18 protein-coding genes are annotated in these 21,250 nt (G+C 63.3%); 2 read left to right on the forward strand and 16 right to left on the reverse strand.

Annotation, left to right across the window (positions count from 1 at the left end; genetic code table 11):
• Nucleotides 1–3 precede the first annotated feature (3 nt).
• The 6 genes from MGMSRV2_RS00995 to MGMSRV2_RS01020 form a co-directional block, all read right to left on the reverse strand.
• On the reverse strand, nt 4–798 hold the full coding sequence (locus tag MGMSRV2_RS00995; RefSeq protein ID WP_024078441.1) for an ABC transporter ATP-binding protein: 795 nt from the start codon (nt 796–798) through the stop codon (nt 4–6).
• The gene (locus tag MGMSRV2_RS01000) at nt 795–1,967 is read right to left on the reverse strand and encodes a CmpA/NrtA family ABC transporter substrate-binding protein (RefSeq protein WP_084027861.1); all 1,173 of its coding nucleotides are present in this window, start codon (nt 1,965–1,967) and stop codon (nt 795–797) included. The genes MGMSRV2_RS00995 and MGMSRV2_RS01000 overlap by 4 nt, the downstream gene beginning before the upstream one ends.
• Nucleotides 1,968–1,995: 28 nt before the next feature.
• Nucleotides 1,996–2,853, reverse strand: a complete 858-nt coding sequence (gene ntrB, locus MGMSRV2_RS01005) for a nitrate ABC transporter permease (RefSeq protein WP_024078443.1) — start codon at nt 2,851–2,853, stop codon at nt 1,996–1,998.
• A 12-nt stretch (nt 2,854–2,865) separates the two neighbouring features.
• A complete protein-coding gene (locus MGMSRV2_RS01010; protein WP_024078444.1) occupies nt 2,866–4,146 on the reverse strand; it encodes a CmpA/NrtA family ABC transporter substrate-binding protein in 1,281 nt (426 codons plus the stop codon).
• A gap of 333 nt (nt 4,147–4,479) precedes the next feature.
• Nucleotides 4,480–5,058 carry an ANTAR domain-containing response regulator gene (locus tag MGMSRV2_RS01015; protein ID WP_024078445.1) on the reverse strand — a complete coding sequence of 193 codons (579 nt, stop codon included), beginning with the start codon at nt 5,056–5,058 and terminating at the stop codon, nt 4,480–4,482.
• Nucleotides 5,059–5,176: 118 nt separating this feature from the next.
• Complete coding sequence (locus tag MGMSRV2_RS01020) at nt 5,177–5,665, reverse strand: YajQ family cyclic di-GMP-binding protein (protein ID WP_024078446.1); 489 nt, start codon at nt 5,663–5,665, stop codon at nt 5,177–5,179.
• A 132-nt stretch (nt 5,666–5,797) separates the two neighbouring features.
• Here MGMSRV2_RS01020 and MGMSRV2_RS01025 point away from each other — a divergent pair, with 132 nt between their 5' ends.
• On the forward strand, nt 5,798–6,415 hold the full coding sequence (locus MGMSRV2_RS01025) for an STAS domain-containing protein (RefSeq protein WP_024078447.1): 618 nt from the start codon (nt 5,798–5,800) through the stop codon (nt 6,413–6,415).
• On the opposite strand, the gene MGMSRV2_RS01030 is transcribed toward MGMSRV2_RS01025, so the two are convergent.
• Complete coding sequence (locus MGMSRV2_RS01030; protein ID WP_024078448.1) at nt 6,412–8,880, reverse strand: ATP-binding protein; 2,469 nt, start codon at nt 8,878–8,880, stop codon at nt 6,412–6,414. The genes MGMSRV2_RS01025 and MGMSRV2_RS01030 overlap by 4 nt on opposite strands.
• A 154-nt stretch (nt 8,881–9,034) precedes the next feature.
• Between MGMSRV2_RS01030 and MGMSRV2_RS01035 the strand changes: the two genes are divergently transcribed.
• On the forward strand, nt 9,035–11,515 hold the full coding sequence (locus MGMSRV2_RS01035) for a hybrid sensor histidine kinase/response regulator (protein ID WP_024078449.1): 2,481 nt from the start codon (nt 9,035–9,037) through the stop codon (nt 11,513–11,515).
• Here the strand turns inward: MGMSRV2_RS01035 and MGMSRV2_RS01040 are convergent.
• The 9 genes from MGMSRV2_RS01040 to MGMSRV2_RS01080 all read right to left on the reverse strand — a co-directional run bounded on the left by MGMSRV2_RS01040 (nt 11,497) and on the right by MGMSRV2_RS01080 (nt 21,248).
• Nucleotides 11,497–11,952 (reverse strand): PaaI family thioesterase, encoded by a 456-nt coding sequence (locus MGMSRV2_RS01040; protein ID WP_024078450.1) that lies wholly within the window; start codon nt 11,950–11,952, stop codon nt 11,497–11,499. The two genes, MGMSRV2_RS01035 and MGMSRV2_RS01040, sit on opposite strands and share 19 nt — an antisense overlap.
• Before the next feature lie 134 nt (nt 11,953–12,086).
• Entirely contained in the window at nt 12,087–12,890 is an 804-nt protein-coding gene (locus MGMSRV2_RS01045) for a universal stress protein (RefSeq protein WP_024078451.1), read from the reverse strand.
• Between the two features lie 13 nt (nt 12,891–12,903).
• A complete protein-coding gene (locus MGMSRV2_RS01050) occupies nt 12,904–14,046 on the reverse strand; it encodes an acyl-CoA dehydrogenase family protein (protein ID WP_024078452.1) in 1,143 nt (380 codons plus the stop codon).
• Complete coding sequence (locus MGMSRV2_RS01055; protein ID WP_024078453.1) at nt 14,043–15,221, reverse strand: acetyl-CoA C-acyltransferase; 1,179 nt, start codon at nt 15,219–15,221, stop codon at nt 14,043–14,045. The genes MGMSRV2_RS01050 and MGMSRV2_RS01055 overlap by 4 nt, the downstream gene beginning before the upstream one ends.
• Before the next feature lie 13 nt (nt 15,222–15,234).
• Nucleotides 15,235–16,731, reverse strand: coding sequence for an aldehyde dehydrogenase family protein (locus tag MGMSRV2_RS01060; RefSeq protein WP_024078454.1), 1,497 nt, complete (start codon nt 16,729–16,731; stop codon nt 15,235–15,237).
• A 17-nt stretch (nt 16,732–16,748) separates the two neighbouring features.
• Nucleotides 16,749–17,975 (reverse strand): phenylacetate--CoA ligase family protein, encoded by a 1,227-nt coding sequence (locus MGMSRV2_RS01065; RefSeq protein WP_024078455.1) that lies wholly within the window; start codon nt 17,973–17,975, stop codon nt 16,749–16,751.
• Between the two features lie 13 nt (nt 17,976–17,988).
• Nucleotides 17,989–18,813: an ABC transporter ATP-binding protein gene (locus MGMSRV2_RS01070; protein ID WP_024078456.1), complete on the reverse strand. Its 825-nt coding sequence runs from the start codon at nt 18,811–18,813 to the stop codon at nt 17,989–17,991.
• A 71-nt stretch (nt 18,814–18,884) separates the two neighbouring features.
• Entirely contained in the window at nt 18,885–20,117 is a 1,233-nt protein-coding gene (locus tag MGMSRV2_RS01075; protein ID WP_024078457.1) for an ABC transporter substrate-binding protein, read from the reverse strand.
• Nucleotides 20,118–20,174: 57 nt separating this feature from the next.
• Complete coding sequence (locus MGMSRV2_RS01080; protein ID WP_024078458.1) at nt 20,175–21,248, reverse strand: branched-chain amino acid ABC transporter permease; 1,074 nt, start codon at nt 21,246–21,248, stop codon at nt 20,175–20,177.
• Between the last annotated feature and the right edge of the window lie 2 nt (nt 21,249–21,250).

Here is a 21,250-nt window from a genome sequence, read left to right on the forward strand (position 1 = left end):
CGCTCAAGCGGCGGCGCTGGCCGGGGCGTGGCCGTGCAGGAAGCGCAGCACCTCGGCCCGGTAGTGGTTGTATTGGGCGTCGTCGGCCAGCTCGACCCGGCGGCGCGGATGGGGCAGATCCACCTTGAGGATCTGGGCGATGGAGGCGGCGGGGCCGTTGCTCATCATGACGATGCGGTCGGACAGCAGCACCGCTTCGTCCACGTCGTGGGTGATCATCATCACCGTGTTGCCCAGGCGGCGCTGGATTTCCAGCAACGAGTCCTGAAGGTGGGCGCGGGTCAGGGCGTCGAGGGCGCCGAAGGGCTCGTCCAGCAGCAGGACCTTGGGTTCCATGGCCAGGGCGCGGGCGATGCCGACGCGCTGCTTCATGCCGCCCGAGATTTCATTGGGGGTCTTGTCCTTGGCGTGGTCCATGCGCACCAGTTGCAGGTTGTGCATGATCCAGGCATGGCGTTCTTCCTTGCTCTTGGTCTTGCCATGGACCTTGTCCACCGCCAGCTTGATGTTGTCGTAGACACTGAGCCAGGGCAGCAGCGAATGGTTCTGGAACACCACGGCGCGGTCGGGGCCGGGGCTGTCCACTTCGCGGTTTTCCAGAAGCACGCCGCCTTCGGTGGCCTGCAACAGGCCGGCGACGATGTTCAAGATGGTCGACTTGCCGCAGCCGGAATGGCCGATGATCGAGATGAACTCACCTTTTTCCACCTTCAGATTGACGTGGTCGAGGGCGCGGAAGCTGCCCTTTTCGGTCTGGAAGGTGATGCCGACATCGTCGATGGACAGATAGGCGTTCATGGCGTGCTCTCCTTGTGCGCCGGGGCGGGGGCAGCGGCGGCAGTGGCATTGGGGTCGAAGCGGGCGCCGTCCAGCAGCAGATCGGGGCCCATGGCGATGGGGGTGGTGGCCTGGGTCAGAACCCAGGGGCCAGCGTGCTCGCCTTCGCTTTTGTAATCGGTCAAGGGCACCGGGCGGCCCAGTTCCAGGGCGGCCATGCGGTACAGATCGGGGCGGTAGATGTCCTCGGCCAGCCGGCGGGTGTTGATGTCGGCGGGCAGATGACCCCAGCGCTGCATCTCGCGCATGTACCACATGGCTTGGCTGCGCCAGGGAAAGTTGGCGGCCTGGGCGGAAAACACCGGGGCGCCGGGTTTGGTGAGCGCGTGGCGGACCGCCTCGACCGGGACGTTGACATAGGCCGGCTGGGCGACGATCTCGGCCAGTTCGGCTCGGTTGGCATCGCACCAGAGGCCAGCGTTGATCAGGGCCTTCAGCATCGCCTTCAGGGTTTCGGGGTGGCTTTCCGCCCACGACCGGGTGACGCCCAGCACTTTCTCCAGCCGACCGGCGAAGATGTCGTCACTGGTGGCGACCACTCGCCCCAGTTCCATGCTGGCGGCCAACGAGCCCCAGGGCTCGCCGACGCAGAAGCCGGCGATGTTGCCCGCCGACAGATGGCCGACCATCTGGGGCGGCGGCACCACGCTCAGGCGGACGTCACGGTCGGGGTCGATGCCAGCGGCGGCCAGCCAATAGCGCAGTTCATAATGATGGGTGGAAAACGGATAGGTCATGGCCAGGGTCAGGACCGGTCGGCCCTTGGCCTTGTCGTCATCGATCACGGCCTTCAGCACATGATTGGTCAGGCCGCCCATCTGTTCCATGCGGTGGCACAGGCCCGCGCCGATGGTGATGGTGTTGCCGCCTTGGCCCAGGCCCATGGCGGCGATCACCGGCTCGCGGATGGCGCCCAGGCCCAGGCTCATGGAAATGGGCTGGGGCGCCAGCATCTGGGCCGCATCCAGGCTGCCCAGCGCCAGCTTGTCGCGGATGTTGGCCCAACTGGGCTCGCGGCTGATCTGCACATCCAGGCCCTGCTCGGCGAAGAAGCCGCGTTCCTTGGCCACCACGATGGCAGCACAATCGACCAGGGGGGCGATACCCAGCTTCAGGCGGGTCTTTTCCATGCTCATCGTTTCCTCCCGCGTGCTTGTTTCAGCCCGCGACCTTCTTGCCGATCAGGGTGATCAGGCGGTCGAGGGCGAAGCCGACCAGGCCGACATAGACCAGGGCGAGGATGATTTCGCTCATCAGCGACGAGTTCCAGGCGTCCCAGATGAAGAAGCCGATACCGACGCCACCGATCAGCATCTCGGCGGCGACGATGGCCAGCCACGACAGGCCGATGCCGATTTTCAGGCCGGTGAAGATGTAGGGGACCGAGGCCGGCATGGCGATCTTGGCGAAGAATTCCAACGGCGACAGCCGCAGCACGGCGGCGACGTTGCGGTAATCTTGGGGGATGTTGCGGACGCCGACGGCGGTGTTGAGGATGATCGGCCACACCGAGGTGATGAAGATGACGAAGATGGCCGAGGGATCGGCGGCCTTGAAGGCGGCCAGGGAAATGGGCAGCCAGGCCAAGGGCGGCACCGTGCGCAGCACCTGGAAGATGGGGTCGAGCGCCCGCATGGCCAGCTTGCTCTGGCCGATGATCATGCCGAGCGTGATGCCGATGATCGCCGACAACGAGAAGCCCATGGCCACGCGCTTGAGGCTTGCGGCCAGATGCCAGAACAGGCCCTTGTCGGTGCCGCCATTGTCGAAGAACGGATCGAGGATCAGTTCCTTGGTGTCGGTCAGCACCTTGGACGGCGGCGGCAGCATGGCGCCCGCCTGCCGGCAGGCCAGTTCCCACAGGCCGAGCAGGACGACCAGACCGACCAAGGGCGGCAAGGTCACGGCGGCCACGTGGCGCAGCTTCTTCTTCAACTCGCTGGGGGCGGCGGGGCGCGACAGGGGGGCGGCGACAGCCGCCTCCTTGACTTGGGTGGGGGTGGTGACCATGGTCATGTTCCGTCCTCCTTAGACGCGCTTGATCGTCAGGCTCTTCAGATAGGCCTGCGGGTTGGCGGGGTCGAAGGTCTTGCCGTCGAAGAAGGTTTCGATGCCGCGTGAGGTGGTGGCGGGGATGTCCGCCGCCGCGACGCCTAAGGCCTTGGCGGCATCGCGCCAGATGTCCTCGCGGTTGACCGCCTTGATCAGCGCCTTGGTGTCCACATCGGCGGGCTGATAGCCCCAGCGGATGTTTTCGGTCAGGAACCACAGATCGTGGCTTTGGAACGGATACGAGGCGAAATCCTTCCAGAACTTCATCACGTAGGGGCTGTTTTCCACCACCTTGCCGGTGCCGTAATCGTAACGCCCCTTGGAGCGGGCGACGATGTCTTCATAAGGCACCTTGAACCATTCACGGCCGGAGACGATCTTGCACATCTCCTCGATATTGGCCTCGCACCAAGCCTGGGCCTCCAGCACCGCCATGGTCACCGCCTTGGCCGCCTTGGGGTTCTTTTCCACCCAGTCGCCGCGCATGGCCAGGGACTTTTCCGGGTGGTCCTTCCACAATTCACCCGTGGTCAGCGCGGTATAGCCGATGCCCTGGTTGATGAGCTGGGCGTTCCACGGCTCGCCGACGCAGAAGGCCTCCATGGTGTCGACCTTCATGTTGGCGACCATCTGCGGCGGCGGCACGACGATGGTGCTGACATCCTTGTCGGGATCGACACCGTTGGCGGCCAGCCAATAGCGCAGCCACAGATCGTGGGTGCCGCCGGGGAAGGTCATGGCCACCTTGACTTCCTTGCCGGTGGCGCGGGCCTTGGCGAAAGCCTCGCCCAGCGCCTTGGCGGCGGTGCCCACATGAAGGGTCTTATAGGTATTGGATACCGAGATGGACTGGCCGTTGGTGTTGAGCCGGGCCAGGATGTTCATGGGCACCTTGGTGCTGTTCTTGGTCACTCGGCCACTGGCCATCAGATAGGGCATGGGGGTCAGGATATGGGCACCGTCGATGCCGCCGCCGGCACTGCCCAGTTCCAGATTGTCGCGGGTGGTGCCCCAACTGGCCTGCTTGACCACCTGCACGTCCGGCAGGCCGTACTTGGCGAAGAAGCCCTTTTCCTTGGCGATGATCAAAGGCGAGGAATCGGTCAGCGCGATGAAGCCAAACGTGGCTCCCTTGACTTCGGGGGCATCGCCGGTGGCGGCCCAGGCGCCGCCGGGCAGGGCGGTGCGGGCGGCGGCCAGCACGGCGGCGGTGCCGGAAACTTTCAGCAGGGAACGGCGGGTCAGCGTATCGGTCATGGTCGGTACCCCTGGTGTGTGCCAAAGCGGCAGGCCAAAACAAAAACGGCGTTCCACGGGGCTTGCGTGACCTCTGAAAACAGAGGTGCAATCCGTGGAACGCCGTTGTTCCTGATTTCCGTGGGACGTCGTCGCCCCGGGAGATCGTCTATTTCTGTACGCGGGTGGCCTCGCCATTGAGGCCGTTGCGTTGCACCAATCCTAAAAGCAATCGCCGTGCCAATTGTGCAATGCGGGATTTTGGCCATTTTGCCGCAGGTGATATTTTGCAAGTGCACAAAATTTATGCTGCAAATTCAGGCAAGTTTAAAAAACAGGCAATGACCTCGGGATTCAGCCCAGCAATTCGGCGGCTTCGATGATCTTGTTGGCGACGTCGATCAGGCGGGATTTCTGGTCCATGGACATGCGGCGCATCAATCCATAGGCCTCGTCCTCGTCCACCTTGCGGCGCTTCATCAAGATGCCCTTGGCCTTCTCGATCAGCTTGCGTTCGGCCAAGGTGGTGCGGGCCTTGTCCAACTCGCCGCGCAATTCCTGGAACTGGGCGAAGCGGGCGATGGCCACGTCGACCACCGGGCGCACCCGGTCGGGCTTCAGACCATCGACCACATAGGCGGCGACGCCAGCCTCGATGGCCGCCTTGATGGTCTCCGGCTTGCCGTCCTGGGCGAACATCACCACCGGGCGGCGTTGCTCCATGGTGACGCGGCGCATGTCTTCCAAGGTATCGCGGTCGGGGCTGTCGATATCGACGATGACCACGTCGGCGGCCAGTTCAGCCAGCTTGCGCGGCAAATCGGCGCCGGTGCCGAAGGTGGCGACGACGACAAAACCCGCGCCCTCCAGTGCCTGGCGCACCGATTGGGCGCGGTCGGCTTCGTCATCGACCACGATCACACGCAGGCTCATGCCTGGACTCCGTCAATTGCCCAGAGTCTCACGCAAAGCCCATGCCAATAAGGTTTCTAGGATACCTCAATGGTTTGCAGGCGATCTATGATGCTGCCGTGCACAAAGTTTAGGCGGGTCAGTCGCGGAAGTTGACGAATTGCAGCGGTTGGTCGGCATCGTGGCCGCGCACCAGGGCCATGGCTTCCTGCAAATCGTCGCGCTTCTTGCCCGAGATGCGCAATTCGTCGCCCTGGATCGACGCCTGGACCTTGATCTTGCTGTCCTTGATCAGCTTGACCAGGGTCTTGGCCAATTCCTGGGTGATGCCCTGCTTGACGGTGACTTCGTGGCGCAAAGAATCACCCGAGGCCTTTTCCGGCGCCTTGCTGAAGTCCAGTGCCTTGGGATCGACCTTGCGGCGGGTGAAGTAGACCTTGAGGAAGTCATGCATCTGCGTCAGCTTCGACGCGTCGTCGGCCAGGATGGTGATGACCTGATCCTTGCGCTCCAGGCTGCACTTGGCACCCTTGAAATCGAAGCGGGTGGCCACTTCCCGTTCGATCCCGGCGATGGCGTTGTCCACTTCGGCCATGTCGGTCTTGGAAACGATGTCGAAGGAAGGCATGGGAACCCCAAAACTGTGAATCGCGCAATGTCTTGGTTTAGCCCAAGGCGCCGTTCGTGGCTAGCCCCGTCAAATGCCTTCAATTTTATTAAAAAATATAGTAACCTATACTAATGTATAGAGGGGTGGTGCATGGATTACGTTCGCCAGCAGGATGTTTCGTGTCTGACTTTTCGTTTCAATGGCCGGCTGACCTTCCGCGATTCCGCCGCTTTCGAGGCGGTGACCGGCGAGATCGCCGCCAGTTCGGTGCCGTGGATACGGTTTGATCTGTCCGGGCTGGAATACCTGGATTCCTACGGTATCGGTCTCTTTGCCCTGGCGCGCGATGCGGCTGAACAGGCCGGCGCCCGTCTGGAACTGGTCAATGTAAAAGGGCCGGTGGCTGATGTGCTGTACCGGATTTCCTTTGACTGCATCGTTTCCACGCCGCAAATCGGCGATCTGCGTATTTCGACCATGCGCCGGACTGGCGCCGAGGCGCGGGTGGCCTTGGCCGGCAATTTCCGGGTGACCGACCAGGAACGCTTCTTGCCGATTATACAATCGGCCATATCCGATGATTTCAGCCGGCTGATCATCGATCTCGGACAGTTGACCTTCATCGATTCCATCGGCATTTCCCTGATCATGACCGCCGCCGACGAAGCGCGTAAAGTCGGCAAGGAAGTGATGCTGGGCAACCCGCAAGGCAGTGTGCGTGACCTGTTGCGGCTGACGGCGGTGGATACCGTGGTGCAGGTGGTTTAGCTTCTGATTTCGCCCAGTTGATGCAGGATCTTGCGGAATTCGCCGATATCCAGCGGCTTGCGCAGATAGCGCAGGAACCCCGCCTTCATGCCGGTGCGGATGGTGTCGGGCATGACGTCGGCGGACAAGGCGATGACCGGGATGTGCCGCAACGCGGCATCGGCCTTCATGCGCGCCACCGCCTCGATACCGTTCATGCCGGGCAGGTTGATGTCCATGATCACCAGTCCGGGCAGGTGGGTGTGGGCCAGTTCCAGCCCTTCCTCGGCATTGCTGGCGGTCAGCAAGGTGCAGGCGCAGCAATGATCCTGGGCGATCACCTCTTGCATCAACTCGACGTTGGACGGGTTGTCTTCGATGTACAACACGGTCATGCGGCAGGGAATGCTGGTGGTGGTGATGTTGGTGACGGCAGGCGGGGGGACGACGGGTTGGCTGGCGGCGCGCGGGATTTCCAGCCAGAAGGTGGTGCCCAGGTTTTCCTGGGTGAAAAAGCCGATTTGTCCGCCCATGGCTTCGACCAGCATCTTGGTGATGGTCAGCCCGATACCGGTGCCCTCCACCGTCGAGGCCTCGGCGCCTAAGCGGGCGAAGGGCTGGAACACCTCGGTCCGGCGTTTTTCCGGAATGCCGATGCCGGTGTCGCTGACGGCGATACGCACCGGCCCGGTTTCGCCGTGGCTGATGGAAAAGCGGACGGTGCCGCCGGTGCGGTTGTATTTGACTGCGTTGCTGGCCAGATTGATCAAGGCCTGCTTCAGGCGGGTGAAGTCGGCTTCCACCGCCGGGGCGCCGCGCCCGGAAATCTCGTCGATTAGGGTTACCTTGCGCCGTTCGGCGGTGGCGGCGATCATCGGAAGGATCTCGGCCATCACCTGATCGGGCTCGACCCGCTCGAACGACAGCGACAGGCGACCGGCCTCGATGCGGGCCATGTCCAAGATGTCGTTGACCAGACTCAGCAGATGGTTGCCGCTTTTCAGGATGCTGTCGGCATAAAAGCGTTGCCGTTCACCCAAGGAATCATTGTCGGCGTTGGTGAGCAATTGGGCGAAGCCCAAGATGGCGTTCATGGGCGTGCGCAATTCGTGGCTCATGGACGACAGGAATTCGGATTTGGCCAGGCTGGCGGCTTCGGCCATGCGCTTGGCTTCGCGCAATTCCTCCTCGCCGTCGCGGCGACTGGTGGCGTCTTCCTCGACGGCGACGAAATGGGTGATGACGCCGCTGTCGTCGGTCACCGGTGAAATGGTCGCCGATACCCAAAGCGGCGTGCCGTCCTTACGCTGGTTGCAGAACATGCCGGTCCAGCTCCGGCAGGCCAGGATGGTCGACCACAGACCGGTGGCTGGTGGCGACAATTCTGGGTGGCGCAGCATGGACGGGCGCTTGCCGATGATGTCGTCGAGATCGTAGCCGGTGGCTTTGACGAAAGCCGGGTTGACGTATTCCATCAATCCGTGGGCATCGGTGATCAGCACCATGGAGCCGGAATATTCCAAGGCGTTGCGCAGCACCCTGGCCAGTTTCTCGTGTTCCTGGCGTTCGCGGATTTCAGCGTTGAGGACGGCGCTCTGGCTGCGCACTTCTTGCTGCAACGATGCGTTGGCGTCGTCCAATTGCCCCAGCAAGGTCCATTGGCGGTGGCCGGAATACAATGACGTGGCGGTCATCACCAGCATCAGCACGCCCAGCATCCCGGCCTCGCGCCACCAATCGATGAAGTAGTCGGACATGGGGCCGGCCACCGCCACCCGCAGCGGCAATCCTTGCACCGGGGCCGAGGTCACCAGATAATCAACGCCGTCGAAGGTGGCGGCAACCAGCCGTTCGGCGCCGCCGCGCAAGACCTTGGCCGGCAATTGTCCGGCGACGTTCTGGCCGATCTGGTCGGCCCGCCACGGTGCCACGGTGATGATGGTGCCATCGTCGCGGATGATCCAGGCCATGCCATCGGGTTTGACCCGGGCCTGTTCCAGCGGTCGCTGCACTTCATCGACCGACAGCATGCGCACCAATCCGACCTGAGTGCTATCAGCAGGGTTGGCGCGGCGTAGCGACAGCGGCCATTGCGGCGCGCCGGTCAGGCTGCTGATGATCGGGGTGCCGGGAAAGAGTCCGCCTTCCTCCAACTGGGCGAGCACACGAGCATAGTCGCGGTCCGAGACATCGGCGCCCTGGTTGAGGCCCGGCTGGACCTGCTGCATTTTGCTGTCGATGACCTGAGCGATGCGGGCGGCGCCGGCCAGATTGTCCTGACGCATGCCGGAAGCGGCGAATTCATAAATCTTGCTGACCGACATGGACGAAGCCCGCGCCAGCGCCCCCAGCGATGCCTGGGCCGAGCTTTGTTTGTTGTCGTATTCCCATACCAGCCAGACCAAGCCGCCCAGCAGCACCGCCAAGTTCATGGCGATCACTGGAACAATGGCCTGAAGCCGGGCGTTGCGCAGGGACAGCAGCATAGCGGAGACCTTAACACAGCTCAGACGATCGCTCTCCGACCAAAGGCGGAGGTATCTGTTACATAGTGCTTAACCTTCCCACTTCATCTTTACAATGTCCGATTTTTGGTTCGGACTATGCGCCACACTCATTTCACCGTGTTTTGCTTCCGCCATGTCAGATAACTTGCCATCCCAATCCGTTGCCACCGTCCGCGCGTTAAGCGGGCGTGCGACGGCTTTGGCTTTGGGGCTGGCGGTTCTGCTGGCGTTGGCGTTGGCCACCTTGCTCGCCAGCGTGTCGACCCTGGACGAAGAAGCAGAGGTGCTGGAACTGGTCGGCGGTCAGCGAATGATGGCGCAGCGCGCCGCCTTGCTGGCGGAAAAGCTGGAGCGACCAGGGGAAACGGCGCTATCGCGGCAACGCTATCGCAACGAATTGGAGCACGTGGCCGAGCGCTTGCGTGACGAGGCGCGCAAGGTGATCGAGCATCCCGACGTGCCGCCGGAGGTGGTCATCTTGTATGCCACCGCCTGGGACGCGGAAGCCGGGGTGATGGCGCGGTTCCATTCCGCCGTTCAGGCGGTTTTGACCGGGCGTGGCGGCGTCGATGCGCTCAATCACCGCGAGGCCATGCTGTTCAACGAAGAGGTCGCCAGTCGTTATCGTCAGCACGTCGCTGACGAGGTCCGCCAGCTGAAATTGGTCTTGGGCGGCAGCTTCACCATCTTGCTGGGTGGATTGCTTCTGCTGTTCGTGCTGGTGCTGCGTCCCGCCATCGCCATGGTCCGGCAGCAGATCAGCCGCCAGTCCGCCTTGGGCGAGGCCATCGTGCAAAGCGGCCATGGCGTCTTGCTGTTGGACGACCAGGGAACCATCGGCTTTGCCAATGCTTACGCGGAAAGCCTGACCGAGTACGGCGAGGGCGGCCTCACCGGTCTGGATCTGGGGCGTCTGCTGTTTTCCGCTTATGGCGACGATACCGCCGATATCATTCTGGAAACCGCCGCCCGCACCACCTGGCGCGGCGACGTCCGCATCGTGCGGCGGACCGGGGTAATGATCTGGGCGGAAATGGTGGTGACCGCCGCCGCGTCGGAAGGCGGTTATCTGGTCATCTTCTTCGACGCCACCGCCCGGCGCGAGGCCGAGGCCAAGCTGCGCCAAGCGCGGGAACGTCTTGCCGCCGCCATCGAGGCGGTGGATGACGGCTTCGCCCTCTACGATGCCGAGGAACGGCTGGTTCTGTGCAACCGCAAATACATTGCCCTGTTGCCGCAGTTGGAGCCGTGGCTGGTGCCCGGCACCTCCTTCGCCAGCCTGATCGTGCATAGCTGGAAACTGGGATTGGTGGACAGCGAATTGGGGGCCGAGCAATACACCAATCTGCGGCTGGCCCAGTTCCGTGCCGGCCAGGGCCAGTGCGAATTGCGCCTGCGGGACGGTCACATTTTGCGGGCCACCGACCGTCGCACCCCCGAAGGTGGGCGGGTGAGCGTGCTGGTCGACGTCACCACCCTCAACGCCAGCCGCGACCATCTGCGCCGCGCCCTCGAGCAGGCCGAGGCGGCCAATCGCAGCAAGAACGTCTTTCTGTCGTCCATGAGCCATGAACTGCGAACCCCGCTCAATGCCATCGTCGGTTTCGCCCAATTGCTGGAGGGTACGCCCGATGGCTCGTTCGGGCCGTCGCAGCGGCGTTCGGTCGGACATGTCCTGCGGGCCGGCAAATTGCTGGACGAACTGGTTCAGCAGGTGCTGGAACTGGCTGATCTGGAAAGCGGCAATGTGCATCTGCACCTGACGGATTTCGATCTGGCGGCGGTGGCCCTGGACGCCTGTTCTCGTCTGAAGGATCGCTTGCAAGAGGGCCCGCTGGAATTGCGGCAGACCGGGTGTGACAGCCCGGTGGGAGCCCATGGCGATGCACAGCGCATGGCCGAAATCACGGGCCATCTGCTGTCCAACGCCATCAAATACAACCGCCCCGGCGGCAGCATCGATCTGTCCATCGGCAAGATGGCGGGCAAGGTGCGGTTGACGGTGCGCGACAGCGGCAACGGTATACCGCCGGACCTGCATGACCAGGTGTTTCAGCCGTTCAACCGGTTGGGCGGCGAAGGGGCGGCGGTGGAAGGAACCGGCATCGGCCTGACCATCTGCCGCGCCCTGATCCAGCAGATGGGCGGAACCATCGGCTTTAGCAGCACGGTGGGGCAGGGCAGCACCTTTTGGGTGGAACTGGCCGCCGCCCAGGGGGAAATGGATGCGCCTTTGGTGATCGGTCGCATATTGTACGTGCATTCATCGCACCGCCATCAGGCGTTGATGACGCAACTGAGCGCGGCTCATCCGGGTTTGACCGTTCAGACCGTTACCAGCCCCGAGCAGGCCGGACAATTGGCTTTGGCTGATCCGGGTTTCGGCCTGATCGTTGTCGATGTCGCCGCCGCCATCGGCGAGGCGGCGCAATTGTGCCAAATCCTGCGCGGCAATCCGGCAACCCGTTTTATTCCGGTCATCGCTTTCAGCGACGAGGAGAGTGAGGGGGAAGCCAATCGTCTGACCGCCTTGGGTTTTGACGCCTCATTCGGGGCGCGGGCGGATATGGCCGAGATCAGCGCCCTGATCCGGCGCTATTGCCGGACATCCTGATTTCCGGCCAAACAAATCATCGTCGCCAGCATGGAGGCGATCAGCGTGCGTTTGCCGTCATTATCGGCCCACACATCGGATCGCACCACGGTCAGGGTGCGACCGGGCTTCAGCACCTCGGCCCGGGCGGTGAAGAACTGACCGGCGGCGGGGTTCATCAGGTTGATCTTGAACTCGGTGGACAACACCTCGGCCCCCGGCGGCATCAGCGATAGCGCCGCATAGCCGGCGGCGGTATCGGCCAAGGTGGTGGTGATGCCGGCATGGACGAAGCCGTGCTGCTGGCACAGATCGTCGCGCTTGTTCATGCTGATCTCACACTGTCCCGCCTCGATCAGCGTCAGCCGGGCGCCGATGGTGCGCATCAGCGCCTGCTTGGCGAAATCGGCGGTGACCCGGCTGTGGAAATCGGGGTCTTTTGGGGTGAAAGCGGTCATGGCATTGTCTCCAGCCCACCTCCCCGTCATACCCGCGCAGGCGGGTATCCAGGAGTCGCGGAAATATCGGCGGTGCGCCCCTGGACTCCCGCCTGCGCTGGAGTGACGAAGGAAAAAAGGGGGTTTTCCGCAGCCTAATGACTCATCAGCACCGGCAAGGTCATGTGCTTGAGTACATAGCGGGTGCCGGAGCCGCGCAGGCGCGACAGACCGTATTGACCATGGGCGCCCATGACCAACAGATCGGCGCCCAGATCGAAGCTGCGTGACAACAGCATGTCCATCTTGCCGATTTCCTCGTCGGGCAGGAACTCGCCGTCGCAGGCGATGCCCTGCTTGGTCAGGTGGTCGAGGATGTTGACCGGCGGCATGGATTGGGCGGCACCGCTGTCGTCGTGGGCGCGCATGGACAGCACCGATACCGTCTTGGCCTGCTTCAGCAAATCGAGCGAATCGTGCACGGCACGGGTGGCCTCGCGCCCGGCGTTCCAGGCGATGACGATGCGATGGGCGACCGAGCTGTAAGTGCCCAGATAGGGCAGCACCAGCACCGGGCGACCGCAATTGAGCACCGTCTGTTCGACCATGTCGTCGGGGGTGGTGGCGTCCTTGGAATCGTTCTGGCCCAGCACCACCAGATCGAAATAGCGCGAACAGAACATGATTTCGGCGGAAACGAAGTTCGATTCGCCATGGGGCAAGGCCCAGAACCGGGTTTCCACCCCCTTGGTCAGGGTATTGAACAGGATTTCACCCTCGGCTTGCGCCTTTTTCAGCGATTCGCTGGCCATGCGGGCCACCGCGGCGGTGCGGTGGCTGTCCACTTGCGCGAACAGGCCGGTCAGGCGGGCGCCGTAACGTTTGGCCAGATCGACGGCGACTTCGATGCGCATGCGGGCGCGTTCGCCGGAATCCACGTGAACCAGAATGTCCTTCATGTTCTTTTCTCCGTTAGCCCGCTTCCGCCGTAAGCGCCCGAGCGATCACCAGACGTTGGATGTCGCTGGTCCCTTCGTAAATCTGACAAACCCGGACGTCGCGGTAAATCCTTTCCACCGGAAAATCGGCCAGATAGCCGTATCCGCCGTGAATCTGGATGGCGTCCGAACACACTTTTTCCGCCGTTTCGCTGGCCAGCAATTTGGCCATGGACGCTTCCTTCAGGCAAGGCAGGCCGGCGTCGCGTAAGGTCGCCACGTGCAGCACCAAGTGCCGCGCCGCTTCCAGCCGGGTGGCCATGTCGGCCAGACGGAAGGCCACCGCCTGATGTTCGATGATCGCCTTGCCGAATTGCCGGCGTTCCTGGGCATAGCGGATGGCGTGGTCGAGGGCGGCGCTTGCCATGCCCACCGATTGGGCGGCGATGCCCAGACGCCCGCCTTCCAGGTTGGCCAGCGCGATCTTCAACCCTTCGCCTTCCGCCCCCAGCCGGTTTTCGGCGGGGATGCGCAGGTCTTCCAGGATGATCTGGCAGGTATCGGAAGCATGCTGGCCCAGCTTGTCCTCGACCCGGGCCACCACCCAGCCGGGGCTGTCGGTGGGGACGATGAAGGCGGACAGGCCTTTCTTGCCGGCGCTGGAATCGGTGACGGCGAAGACGATGGCGACACGGGCGTTACGGCCCGAGGTGATGAACTGCTTGGTGCCGTTCAGCACATAGAAATCACCGTCGCGCACGGCGCGGGTCTTGATGGAGCCAGCGTCCGACCCGGCCTCGGGTTCGGTCAGGCAGAAGCAGCCGATCCATTCGCCCCGCGCCATGGGGCGCAGATAGGTGTCTTTTTGCGCCTCGGTGCCGAATTTCAGGATGGGCATGCAGCCGACCGAATTATGCACGCTCATGATGGTCGACGTCGCCCCTTCGCCGGCGGCGATTTCCATCAAGGCCAGGGCATAAGAGACATAATCGGTGCCGGCGCCGTCATATTCGGTCGGCACCACCATGCCCATAAAGCCCAATTCCCCCATCTCGGCCAGTTCCGCCGCCGGGAAGGCGTGCTCGCGGTCACGCCTCTCGGCGCCGGGCGCCAGCCGCTCGCGGGCGAAGGCCCGCGCGGTATCGCGGATCAGGCTCTGTTCCTCGGTCAGGATCATGCCAGCCGCTCCACCGCCAGGGCGGTGGCTTCACCGCCGCCGATGCACAAGCTGGCGACACCGCGCTTCAGGTCGTATTTCTGCAACGCCGCCAGCAAGGTGACGATGATCCTGGCCCCCGAGGCGCCGATGGGGTGACCCAGTGCGCAGGCGCCGCCATGGATATTGACCTTGTCGTGCGGCAAATCCAGATCGCGCATGGCCGCCATGGTGACCACGGCGAAGGCTTCGTTGACTTCGTACAGATCGACGTCGCCGGTCTTCCACGCCAGCTTGTCCAGCAGGTTGCGCATGGCGAAGACCGGGGCGGTGGTGAAAAGATTGGGGGCGTGGGCATAGGTGGCATGGCCGCGAATGGCGGCCAAGGGCGTCAGGCCGCGCTTTTCCGCCTCCGACAGCCGCATCATCACCAGGGCGGCGCCGCCATCGGAAATGGACGACGAATTGGCCGCCGTCACCGTGCCGCCTTCGCGGAAAGCGGGTTTGAGGCCGGGGATCTTGTCGGGCTGGGCCTTGCGCGGCTGCTCGTCCTCGGCCAGCACGGTTTCGCCCTTGCGGGTCTTGATGGTCAAGGGCGCGATCTCGGCCGCCAGATTTTCCGCTTTGCAGGCGCGTTCCAGCGAGGCGAGGGCGAAATTGTCCTGGGCCTCGCGGGTGAACTGATAGCTTTGGGCGCATTCCTCGGCGAAGGTGCCCATCAGCCGGCCCTTGTCATAGGCGTCTTCCAGCCCGTCGAGGAACATGTGGTCCATCACCCGGCCATGGCCCATGCGATAGCCGCCGCGGGCCTTGTCCAGCAGGTAAGGGGCGTTGGTCATGCTTTCCATGCCGCCGGCCACCATCACACGGTTGGTGCCGGCGATCAGCATGTCGTGGGCGAACATGGCCGCCTTCATGCCCGACCCGCACATCTTGTTGATGGTGGTCGCCCCTGCCGCATCGGGAATGCCGGCGCCGCGCGACGCCTGCCGGGCCGGGGCCTGGCCCTGGCCGGCGGGCAGGACGCAGCCCATGATCACCTCTTCCACCTGATCGGCGGCGACATTGGCGCGGGTGAGCGCCGCCTTGATGGCGTGGGCGCCCAATTGGCTGGCGGTCAGGCCCGACAATTCACCCTGAAAACCGCCCATGGGGGTGCGGGCGGAACCGACGATGACGATAGGATCGGTGGTCATGGACTGCCCTCTTTTACTGCATGTTGATGATGATGGTCTTCTTGTGGGTGAAGTGTTCCAGCATGGATTCCAGCGACGCTTCCTTGCCCAGGCCCGAGGCCTTGACACCGCCATAGGACAGGTTGGGCTGCACCACCAGATTCTGGTTCACCTGGACGAAACCGGCTTCGAGACGGCGGGTGGCGTCCATGGCCATCTTCAGATTGGTGGTCCAGATGGTGGCGGCCAGACCGTAATCACTGTCATTGGCGGCGGCGATCACCTCGTCGAAATCCGACCACTTGATGACGCAGCAGACCGGGCCGAAGATTTCTTCCCGCGCGATGCGGTCGTTGTTGGTGATGCCGGTGAAGATGCGCGGCTGGACGAAGAAACCCTTGTCCAGCTTGGCATCGGTGGGCATGGCCGACAATACGATCTCGGTGGCGCCCTTGGTCTCGCGGCCCAGCGCGATATAGGACTTCACCCGGTCGAACTGACCGTCGGAAATGATGGTGCCGATATCGGTCTTTTCATCCAGCGGGTCGCCCATGACCATGGCATCGACCTTTTCCCGCACGCGGGCGACGAACTCGTCGTGGATGCTTTCATGGACGAAAATGCGCGAGCTGGCGGTGCAGCTTTGGCCCTGGCGGGTGAAGCGCATGCCGGCGATGGCGCCCGCCACCGCCTTGTCCATGTCGGCGTCGGCGCAGATGATCATCGGGCTCTTGCCGCCCAGTTCCAGGGTCACCGGGATCAGCTTTTCGGCGGCGGCCTTGTAGACGATCTTGCCGGTCTCGACCGAGCCGGTGAAGGTGACCTTCTTGACATCGGGGTGTTCGACCAGGGGGGCGCCGCATTCCGGGCCGAAGCCGGCCAGGATGGAAAACAGGCCCGACGGCAGCACGGTGTTCATGATCTGGGTGACGCGCAGCACGGTCAACGGCGCCTCTTCCGCCGACTTGACCACCACGGCATTGCCGGCGACCAGGGCGGCGGCGGCCTTCATGGCCATCAGCAGCAAGGGCACGTTCCATGGGATGATGGCGCCGACCACGCCCACCGGCTCGCGCACGGTCATGGTCATCATGTCCGGGTGGAAGGGCACGGTCTCGCCCTTCAACTCGCTGGCCAGACCGCCGAAGAACACGAACATGTCGGCCAGCACGCTGGCTTCGATCCGGCTTTCGGTCCGAAGTGCCTTGCCGGTTTCGAGCGCGATCAGGCGGCCCAGTTCCTCGACGTGTTCGGACAGCACCCGACCACATTCGGCCACCAGCTTGCCGCGATTGCGCGCCGGCAGCTTGGCCCATTCCTTCTGCGCCTTCTTGGCGGCGGCCACGGCCACATCCACATCGGCCTTTTCCGAGAACGGTGCCCGCGCCACTTCCTGGCCGGTGGCCGGGTTGTTGACGGCAAAGGTCTTGCCCGAGGCGGCGGGATGGAACGCGCCAGCGACAAAGTTCAGCCCCGACAGGGCCTGGGCCAGCTTGAAGGGGTCAAGCTCGATGGAGGTCGAAACGGACATGGGCTGTTCCTTCTGCGTTAACGCTTGTCTTCGATGACCTTGCCGTCATTGGGCAAGGCGCCGGGAATATGGAAGGCGATATCGCCTTTGAGCTTGCACACCGATTGCAGGGCCTCGCGCAGGGCGGCGGCCAGGGCATCATTGTGATCGTTGCTTTCCACGTGCAGGGTCATGACATCGCCATCACCCACCTTTTCCACCACCAGCTTGGCCCGGGTCACGGCGTCGAAGCGCTTGGCCACGTCGTTCACTTGGCGCGGATGGACGAACATGCCCTTGATCTTGGTGGTCTGGTCGGCGCGGCCCATCCAGCCCTTCAAGCGCATATTGGTGCGCCCGCATGGGCTAAGGCCTGCCAGTACCGCCGACAGATCGCCGGTGCCGAAGCGGATCAGCGGGTAATCGGGGTTGAAGCTGGTCACCACCACTTCGCCGACTTCACCGGGGGTGACCGGATCATTGGTGCCGGGGCGGACGATTTCGACGATAATGTCCTCGTCCACCACCAGACCTTGCTTGGCCATGGTTTCATAGGCGATCAGGCCGAGATCGGCGGTGGCATAGGCCTGCACCACGTCGACGCCCAGATCGTTCAAGGATTGCCGCAGGGGCGGCAACAACGCCTCGCCCGAGACGCAGGCCTTGGTCAGCGACGAATGGTCGAGGCCCATCTCCACCGCTTTTTCCAGGATGATCTTCAGGAAGGACGGCGTGCCGGCATAGCCGGCGGGCTTCAGATCGGCGACGGCACGGGCCTGCTGCTCGGTGTTGCCGACACCCGCCGGGAAGACCGGGCAGCCCAGGGCATGGGCGGCGGTCTCGAACATGATGCCGCCGGGGGTGAAGTGGTAGGAAAAGCAATTATGCACCAGATCGCCGCCGCGGAAGCCGGCGGCGTAAAGGGCGCGGGCGATGCGCCACCAATCCTTGCCCCAGCCTTCCGGATCATAAATGGGACCGGGCGAGGCGAAGACGCGGTACAGCTTGCCCTTGGCGGTGGCGTTCAGGCCACCGAACGGGGTGTTGGCCTGTTGCAGATCGATCAGGTCGGATTTGCGCGTCACCGGCAGGCGGGCCAGGGCCGCACGGTCAGTGACGGCGCCCGCGTCGACATCAGCCAGCAAGGTGCCGAAATAAGGCGCGTTGGCCTTGGCATGATTGATGTGGCCGGGCAGGGCGGCGAACAGGGCGGATTCGCGTTCGTCGGCGGAACGGGTTTCCTTGGCGTCGAAAAATTCGGTCATTGGACGGGCGCCTTCACAGCCAGCGCTTGCGGCGCTTGTAGGATTTCAGGTTCTTGAACGACTTGCGTTCCTTGTCGCCGCCCAAATAGAACTCTTTGACGTCTTCGTTGTTGATCAGGTCTTCCTTGGCGCCGTCCAGCATGATCTTGCCGGATTCCATGATGTAACCGAAATCGGCCACCTTCAGCGCCATGCGGGCGTTTTGTTCCACCAGCAAGATGGTGATGCCCAGATCGTGGCAAAGCTGCTCGATGATGCCGAACACTTCCTTGACCAGCAAAGGCGACAGGCCCATGGACGGCTCGTCCAGCAAGATCATCTTGGGGCGCGCCATCAGGGCGCGGCCGATGGCCAGCATCTGCTGTTCGCCGCCCGACAGATAGCCGGCCATGCCGGTACGTTCCTTCAGGCGGGGGAAATAATTGTAGACCATGTCGATGTCGTTGCGGATGGCGGCACCGCCGTCGCGGCGGGTAAAGGCGCCCAGGCGCAGGTTTTCCAGACAGGTCATGTCCTCGACGATGCGACGGCCTTCCATCACCTGGAAAATGCCGCGCCGGACGATGTCTTCCGGGTTCTTGTTGGCGATTTCCTCGCCCTCGAAGGTGATCGAGCCGCGGGTGACCTCGCCGTCCTCGGTGGCCAGCAGGCCGGAAATGGCCTTGAGCGTGGTCGATTTGCCGGCGCCGTTGGGACCAAGCAGGGTGACCACCTTGCCCTTGGGCACTTCCAGGCTGACGCCGCGCAAGACCAGGATGACGTCGTCATAGACGACTTCGATGTTGTTGACCGACAGCAGGGATTCTTCCGGGGCGAGCTTGATGGCGGGTTCAGCCATGATCGGGCACCTTGGTACAGAAGGGAAAAGGGGTGGTCCGGCGGACCGGACCACCCGGTTTCAGACGCTGATTACCAGCCCAGCCACTCGGGGCGGCGGGGCAGTTCGGCGGCGTAGACCTTGGTCATCTTCACGTCCTCGCCCTTGATGGCGGCCTGATAGACCATCACCTGGGTGGTGCCGCGATGATCGTCGGCCTTCCAGGTGGACGGCAGGCAGACGCCTTCCAGACCAGCGGGGACCCAATTGGACTTCTTGTACATGGCCGCCTTGATGTTGGCGCCGGTGACGCCGCCGGGCATGGTGGTGGCCATGTCCATGGCTTCCTTCATGTAGAAGGCCGAGCAGATGCCGCGCATGTAGTGGCTGGGGCGCTCTTCCTTGCCCGACGGGTCGGACAGCTTGGAGATTTCACGCACCAAGGTCATGCCCGGGGTGGTGTCGGCCCAGGTGGTGGCGGCGACGACCCAGGTCATGCCGTTGGCGGCTTCGCCCGAGGCCTTGAGGCCGGCTTCGTCCATGCCCCAGATATTGCCCATGAACTGGGCCTTGGTGCCCACCGTCTCGCAGCTCTTCAGCAGCGAGATGGTCGAACCCGAGGTGTTGGCCAGATAAGCGTAATCGGCGCCCGATTCTTTGAGGCTCAGGCACTGCGCCTTGAAGTCACCCGGCTTCAGAGAATACTGGATCGGGTTCAGGATCTCGAAGCCCTTTTCCTTGGCATAGGCGCCGCAGGCATCCTTGGGGGCGTTGGGATAGGGGTGGTTGTCGCCCATGTGGACGAACTTGGCCTGGCCCTTGCCACCCTTCTTCTTCCAATCGGCGGCGGCCCATTCCACCAGACCGCGACAGCCGTCGGTGTAGCTGGGACCGTAGAAGAAGTTGTAAGGCGCCGCCTTGGCCGAGGTCTTGCCCTGCGGATCGGTCAGGTGACCCGAATAGGAGGCGGAGAAATAGGGGATTTCATCCTTGGCCACCGAGGAAACCAGCGCTTCGGTGTCGCCGGTGCCCCAGCCCTGGATGGCGGCCAGCTTGGATTCCGACGTCCACTTCTTGTACTGCGCCATGGCGCGCGGCACCTGATAGGAATAGTCGACGGTTTCAAAGGCGATCTTGTCGCCCTTCACCCCGCCATTGGCATTGATGTAGTTGAGCGCGTCGGCGACGCCGGCGGCGAACGGCTTGGACACCGAGGCGGTGGCGCCGGTGAGATCGGCCAGATGGCCGATAGCGATGTCGGCGGCCTGGGCCGTACCGGTGCAGACCAGGGTCACAGCGGCAGAGGCCAGAAGAAGATTACGCATTCGTGTTTCCTCCCAATGTGTTGGATTTGACAGGCCCCTTGGGGGGCTCGTTGTTGGTTAGTACGAGAACGGATAAAGCTTCCAGTACGAGCGGCCCAACCGCCAGCGGTGGATCAACCCGTCGGGTTCGAAGATCAGGAACAAGATGATGGCCAGACCGATGGAGGCCTGCTTGATATAGGCCAGACCCTCGTTCAGCCAGCTGACATCGCCGCCGATCAGGCTTTTGGCGATGCTTACGCCGCCTTCCATCACTTCCGGCAGCAGCACCATGAAGGTGGTGCCCATCAGCGTGCCGGCGACCGAGCCCAGGCCACCGATGATGATCATGCCCAGGAATTCGATGGACATCAGGATGGTGAAGCCCTCGGCCGAGACGAAGCCCAGGTAATGGCCGTACAGCGCCCCGCCCAGCCCGGCATAGAACGACGACAGGCCAAACGACAGGATGCGGTACTTGGTCAGGTTGATGCCCATGACCTCGGCCGACAGATAATGGTCGCGCACGGCGATGAAGGCGCGGCCGTCGCGGGTGCGCAGCAGGTTGCTCCCGATCAGGAACATCACCACCACCCAGAACAGCACCACGTAGAAGAAGCCCTTGTCGCCCGACAATTCATAGCCGAACAGATTGACCGGGGCGGCGGCGGCGCCCGACGACCCACCCGAGAACCAATCGGCACGGGCGAAGAAGTCTTCCAGGATGAATTGCGAGGCGAAGGTGGCGATGGCCAGATACAGCCCCTTCAACCGCCCGGCGGGAATGCCGAACAGCAGCCCCAGCACGGTGGTCATGACGGCGGCCAGCGGCATGGCCAGCACCACGGGGACGCCGAAGGAATTGTTGAGCCAGGCGGAAGCGAAGGCGCCGAAGCCGAAGAACCCGGCATGGCCCAGCGAGATCTGCCCGGTATAGCCGACCAGGATGTTGAGGCCCAGGGCGGCGATGCCCATGAAGCCGATCTGGATCAGGATGCTCAGGTGATAATTGTTGAGGAAGCTGGGGGCGGCGATCAGGAACAATACGCCGGCCACTGCCCACGCCCGCATGACCGGCGTGTCGAAAATGGTGGTGTCCTTGGCGTACGAGGTCTTGAACTGACCGCAGGGGATAAGGCTGGAGGAGATCATCG

The organism is Magnetospirillum gryphiswaldense MSR-1 v2, assembly GCF_000513295.1.
Lineage (GTDB): Bacteria > Pseudomonadota > Alphaproteobacteria > Rhodospirillales > Magnetospirillaceae > Magnetospirillum > Magnetospirillum gryphiswaldense.